Here is a 5,959-nt window from a genome sequence, read left to right on the forward strand (position 1 = left end):
GGGGTTGCGTTGGTATGTGAATGCTGTAGAATGCACATCCATCGGCGGTGATGCAGATTAAAACTTGTTGAAAAACAGGGTGTTAGTTGGGACTTAAGGGTTTTAATTGATATTTGGTTTGAAGGAATAAGTTTAGAAATAATCGAAATTGCTAGTTGACTTTGAAGAGATTTAGAGTAGAATGGCCGACCTAGCTTGCTGGTGACGAATCAGTAGGAAGATCATTAAGAACATAGAAGAACAACTTGTGTGGATTTTTACCGGTTGGTTGATGAAAAATATTTCATTGATTGATTGGTTTAAATTACTCGAAGTTTATTTGAGAATATTTAAGTCAGTACGATTGATGAGCAAGAATTGGTACCTATTCTAAAATAAGGTACAAAATGATTTTAACTGAAGAGTTTGATCATGGCTCAGATTGAACGCTGGCGGCAGGCTTAACACATGCAAGTCGAGCGGTTTTATGTAGCTTGCTACATAAGATAGCGGCGGACGGGTGAGTAATACTTAGGAATCTGCCTATTAGTGGGGGACAACGTTTCGAAAGGGACGCTAATACCGCATACGTCCTACGGGAGAAAGCAGGGGATCACTTGTGACCTTGCGCTAATAGATGAGCCTAAGTCGGATTAGCTAGTTGGTGGGGTAAAGGCCTACCAAGGCGACGATCTGTAGCGGGTCTGAGAGGATGATCCGCCACACTGGGACTGAGACACGGCCCAGACTCCTACGGGAGGCAGCAGTGGGGAATATTGGACAATGGGGGGAACCCTGATCCAGCCATGCCGCGTGTGTGAAGAAGGCATTTTTGTTGTAAAGCACTTTAAGCGAGGAGGAGGCTCTCTTAGATAATACCTAAGGTGAGTGGACGTTACTCGCAGAATAAGCACCGGCTAACTCTGTGCCAGCAGCCGCGGTAATACAGAGGGTGCGAGCGTTAATCGGATTTACTGGGCGTAAAGCGTGCGTAGGCGGCTAATTAAGTCAAATGTGAAATCCCCGAGCTTAACTTGGGAATTGCATTCGATACTGGTTAGCTAGAGTATGGGAGAGGATGGTAGAATTCCAGGTGTAGCGGTGAAATGCGTAGAGATCTGGAGGAATACCGATGGCGAAGGCAGCCATCTGGCCTAATACTGACGCTGAGGTACGAAAGCATGGGGAGCAAACAGGATTAGATACCCTGGTAGTCCATGCCGTAAACGATGTCTACTAGCCGTTGGGGCCTTTGAGGCTTTAGTGGCGCAGCTAACGCGATAAGTAGACCGCCTGGGGAGTACGGTCGCAAGACTAAAACTCAAATGAATTGACGGGGGCCCGCACAAGCGGTGGAGCATGTGGTTTAATTCGATGCAACGCGAAGAACCTTACCTGGCCTTGACATAGTAGAAACTTTCCAGAGATGGATTGGTGCCTTCGGGAATCTACATACAGGTGCTGCATGGCTGTCGTCAGCTCGTGTCGTGAGATGTTGGGTTAAGTCCCGCAACGAGCGCAACCCTTTTCCTTACTTGCCATCGGGTAATGCCGGGAACTTTAAGGATACTGCCAGTGACAAACTGGAGGAAGGCGGGGACGACGTCAAGTCATCATGGCCCTTACGGCCAGGGCTACACACGTGCTACAATGGTCGGTACAAAGGGTTGCTACATAGCGATATGATGCTAATCTCAAAAAGCCGATCGTAGTCCGGATTGGAGTCTGCAACTCGACTCCATGAAGTCGGAATCGCTAGTAATCGCGGATCAGAATGCCGCGGTGAATACGTTCCCGGGCCTTGTACACACCGCCCGTCACACCATGGGAGTTTGTTGCACCAGAAGTAGCTAGCCTAACTGCAAAGAGGGCGGTTACCACGGTGTGGCCGATGACTGGGGTGAAGTCGTAACAAGGTAGCCGTAGGGGAACCTGCGGCTGGATCACCTCCTTAACGAAAAGTTGACTGATCGGTAAGAATCCACAACAAGTTGTTCTTCTAGAAGATGTATCTAATGAAAGATTAGAAAAGAGTTTCTCTTTTTAAGTTGAGTAAGACACGAAGCGAAAATCGCTGCGCTGCCTTGCGAAATATAAAAAGAGATAAATAATCTCTTTTTATATTTCTCAGGGTCTGTAGCTCAGTTGGTTAGAGCACACGCTTGATAAGCGTGGGGTCACAAGTTCAAGTCTTGTCAGACCCACCAAACTCAGGTGATACATAATGATTTAAGCTGGGGACTTAGCTTAGTTGGTAGAGCGCCTGCTTTGCACGCAGGAGGTCAACGGTTCGACTCCGTTAGTCTCCACCACGCACCTTATGTGCGAGGCTAAGTAAAAGCATATTTAGCTTATAGAATTTAATTAGTTTGATGTAAATCAAGATAATTAAGTTCTGTAATTTAAGTATTACAGCATTAGCTTGATATCGACGAGATATTAAGTTATTCATTAACAGATTGGCAAATATTGAGTCTGAAATAAATTGTTCACTCGATTGTTTATTTAAACAAGTAATTGTTTAAATTAAATGAATTGAGAACTAGCAAATTAACTGAATCAAGCGTTTTGGTATATGAATTTAGATTGAAGCTGTATGGTGATTAAATTCACAGTACTTCAAACTGTAAAGTTGAAAATGCTACTTGTAGGCATTGACGACTGTTTGGGGTTGTATAGTCAAGTAATTAAGTGCATGTGGTGGATGCCTTGGCAGTCAGAGGCGAAGAAAGACGTGATAGCCTGCGAAAAGCTTCGGGGAGGCGGCAAATATCCTGTGATCCGGAGATGTCTGAATGGGGGAACCCACCTACTGTAAGGTAGGTATCATAAACTGAATACATAGGTTTATGAGGCGAACGAGGGGAAGTGAAACATCTCAGTACCCTTAGGAAAAGAAATCAATTGAGATTCCCACAGTAGCGGCGAGCGACCTGGGAAGAGCCCATTAAGTTGAGTGTGTATTAGCGGAAAGCTCTGGGAAGAGCTACCGTAGAGGGTGATAGTCCCGTACACGAAAGTGCACACTTGATGATGACGAGTAGGGCGAGGCACGTGAAACCTTGTCTGAATATGGGGGGACCATCCTCCAAGGCTAAATACTCCTGACTGACCGATAGTGAACCAGTACCGTGAGGGAAAGGCGAAAAGAACCCCTGTGAGGGGAGTGAAATAGATCCTGAAACCGCATGCATACAAGCAGTGGGAGCATATTTATTATGTGACTGCGTACCTTTTGTATAATGGGTCAGCGACTTATATTCAGTAGCGAGGTTAACCGTATAGGGGAGCCGTAGGGAAACCGAGTCTTAATAGGGCGTATAGTTGCTGGGTATAGACCCGAAACCAGGCGATCTATCCATGAGCAGGTTGAAGGTTGGGTAACACTAACTGGAGGACCGAACCCACTGTCGTTGAAAAGCCAGGGGATGACTTGTGGATAGGGGTGAAAGGCTAATCAAGCCTGGTGATAGCTGGTTCTCCCCGAAAGCTATTTAGGTAGCGCCTCGGACGAATACCATAGGGGGTAGAGCACTGTTTCGGCTAGGGGGTCATCCCGACTTACCAAACCGATGCAAACTCCGAATACCTATGAGTACTATCCGGGAGACAGACTGCGGGTGCTAACGTCCGTAGTCAAGAGGAAAACAATCCAGACCGCCAGCTAAGGTCCCCAAATCTATATTAAGTGGGAAACGATGTGGGAAGGCATAGACAGCTAGGAGGTTGGCTTAGAAGCAGCCACCCTTTAAAGAAAGCGTAATAGCTCACTAGTCGAGTCGGCCTGCGCGGAAGATGTAACGGGGCTAAAATATAGTACCGAAGCTGCGGATTTAACTTTTAAAGTTAAGTGGTAGGGGAGCGTTCTGTAAGCCGATGAAGGTGTATTGAGAAGTATGCTGGAGGTATCAGAAGTGCGAATGCTGACGTGAGTAACGACAAAACGGGTGAAAAACCCGTTCGCCGAAAGACCAAGGGTTCCAGTCCAACGTTAATCGGGGCTGGGTGAGTCGACCCCTAAGGTGAGGCCGAAAGGCGTAATCGATGGGAAATTGGTTAATATTCCAATACTTCTGTGTAATGCGATGAGAGGACGGAGAAGGTTAAGTCAGCCTGGCGTTGGTTGTCCAGGTGGAAGACAGTAGGCATGCATCTTAGGCAAATCCGGGGTGCTCTATGCTGAGAGTCGATAGCAAGCTGTACTTGTACAGTGAAGTGGCTGATACCAAGCTTCCAGGAAAAGTCTCTAAGCTACAGTTACACAGGAATCGTACCCTAAACCGACACAGGTGGTCAGGTCGAGTAGACCAAGGCGCTTGAGAGAACTCTGCTGAAGGAACTAGGCAAAATGGTACCGTAACTTCGGGAGAAGGTACGCTGCTGATGGTGACGGGACTTGCTCCCTGAGCTGTTGGCAGTCGCAGAAACCAGGCCGCTGCAACTGTTTATTAAAAACATAGCACTCTGCAAACACGAAAGTGGACGTATAGGGTGTGATGCCTGCCCGGTGCTGGAAGGTTAATTGATGGGGTTAGCGTAAGCGAAGCTCTTGATCGAAGCCCCAGTAAACGGCGGCCGTAACTATAACGGTCCTAAGGTAGCGAAATTCCTTGTCGGGTAAGTTCCGACCTGCACGAATGGCATAATGATGGCGGCGCTGTCTCCAGCAGAGGCTCAGTGAAATCGAAATCGCCGTGAAGATGCGGTGTACCCGCGGCTAGACGGAAAGACCCCGTGAACCTTTACTGCAGCTTGACATTGAACTTTGATCTTACTTGTGTAGGATAGGTGGGAGGCTTTGAAGTGCGAACGCTAGTTTGCATGGAGCCAATCTTGAAATACCACCCTGGTAATATTGAGGTTCTAACTCTGTCCCCTGATCGGGGACGAGGACCATGTCTGGTGGGTAGTTTGACTGGGGCGGTCTCCTCCTAAAGAGTAACGGAGGAGTACGAAGGTGCGCTCAGCGTGGTCGGAAATCACGCGTAGAGTATAAAGGCAAAAGCGCGCTTAACTGCGAGACCCACAAGTCGAGCAGGTACGAAAGTAGGTCTTAGTGATCCGGTGGTTCTGTATGGAAGGGCCATCGCTCAACGGATAAAAGGTACTCTGGGGATAACAGGCTGATACCGCCCAAGAGTTCATATCGACGGCGGTGTTTGGCACCTCGATGTCGGCTCATCTCATCCTGGGGCTGAAGCAGGTCCCAAGGGTATGGCTGTTCGCCATTTAAAGAGGTACGCGAGCTGGGTTTAGAACGTCGTGAGACAGTTCGGTCCCTATCTACCGTGGGCGTTGGAAATTTGAGAGGATCTGCTCCTAGTACGAGAGGACCAGAGTGGACGAACCTCTGGTGTACCGGTTGTCACGCCAGTGGCATCGCCGGGTAGCTATGTTCGGAAGGGATAACCGCTGAAAGCATCTAAGCGGGAAGCCTACCTCAAGATAAGATTTCCCTTGTGCTTAGCACACTAAAGAGCCGTTCAAGACTAGGACGTTGATAGGTTGGATGTGGAAGTGTAGTGATACATGAAGCTGACCAATACTAATTGCTCGTGAGGCTTGACTATACAACACCCAAACAGTTGTATATTCAATCTGATTCATAAAATCATCATTAATACTTGATTTAGTTGAAATACTAGTTACAATTCAGACCCTGAGCGAGGATAAGCAAAGATTAATAATCTTTGCCCGAGTGCAAGACTTAAAACTATGTTTTAAGTTAAGTCAGACTCAATAACAGCCCTTCTGTCAAAGATTCGGCAAAATAAAAGGCAAAGCAATGTAAGCCCTTTTAAAGTAACCGTAAACAGTTGTGCTGGCGACAATAGCAAGAGTGAACCACCTGATCCCTTCCCGAACTCAGAAGTGAAACCTCTTCGCGCTGATGGTAGTGTGGGGTTACCCATGTGAGAGTAAGTCATCGCCAGCTCATTAATTCAAAACCCCCAAGCTGATGCTTGGGGGTTTTTTTATG

General features: G+C 47.3%; 2 tRNA genes and 3 rRNA genes. All 5 read left to right on the forward strand.

Annotated elements, in window-relative coordinates:
- Positions 1-393 precede the first annotated feature (393 nt).
- The 5 genes from CRO21_RS17230 to rrf all read left to right on the forward strand — a co-directional run bounded on the left by CRO21_RS17230 (position 394) and on the right by rrf (position 5,914).
- Positions 394-1,933 (forward strand): 16S ribosomal RNA (locus tag CRO21_RS17230).
- Positions 1,934-2,109: 176 nt separating this feature from the next.
- Positions 2,110-2,186, forward strand: a tRNA-Ile gene (locus CRO21_RS17235).
- A 29-nt stretch (positions 2,187-2,215) separates the two neighbouring features.
- Positions 2,216-2,291, forward strand: a tRNA-Ala gene (locus CRO21_RS17240).
- A 365-nt stretch (positions 2,292-2,656) separates the two neighbouring features.
- Positions 2,657-5,549: ribosomal RNA gene (locus CRO21_RS17245) — 23S ribosomal RNA — on the forward strand.
- Between the two features lie 250 nt (positions 5,550-5,799).
- A 5S ribosomal RNA gene (gene rrf, locus CRO21_RS17250) occupies positions 5,800-5,914 on the forward strand.
- The 16S, 23S and 5S rRNA genes sit together here with 2 tRNA genes alongside, the layout of an rRNA operon.
- Positions 5,915-5,959: the final 45 nt, after the last annotated feature.

It is taken from the genome of Acinetobacter puyangensis (assembly GCF_900096995.1).
Lineage (GTDB): Bacteria > Pseudomonadota > Gammaproteobacteria > Pseudomonadales > Moraxellaceae > Acinetobacter > Acinetobacter puyangensis.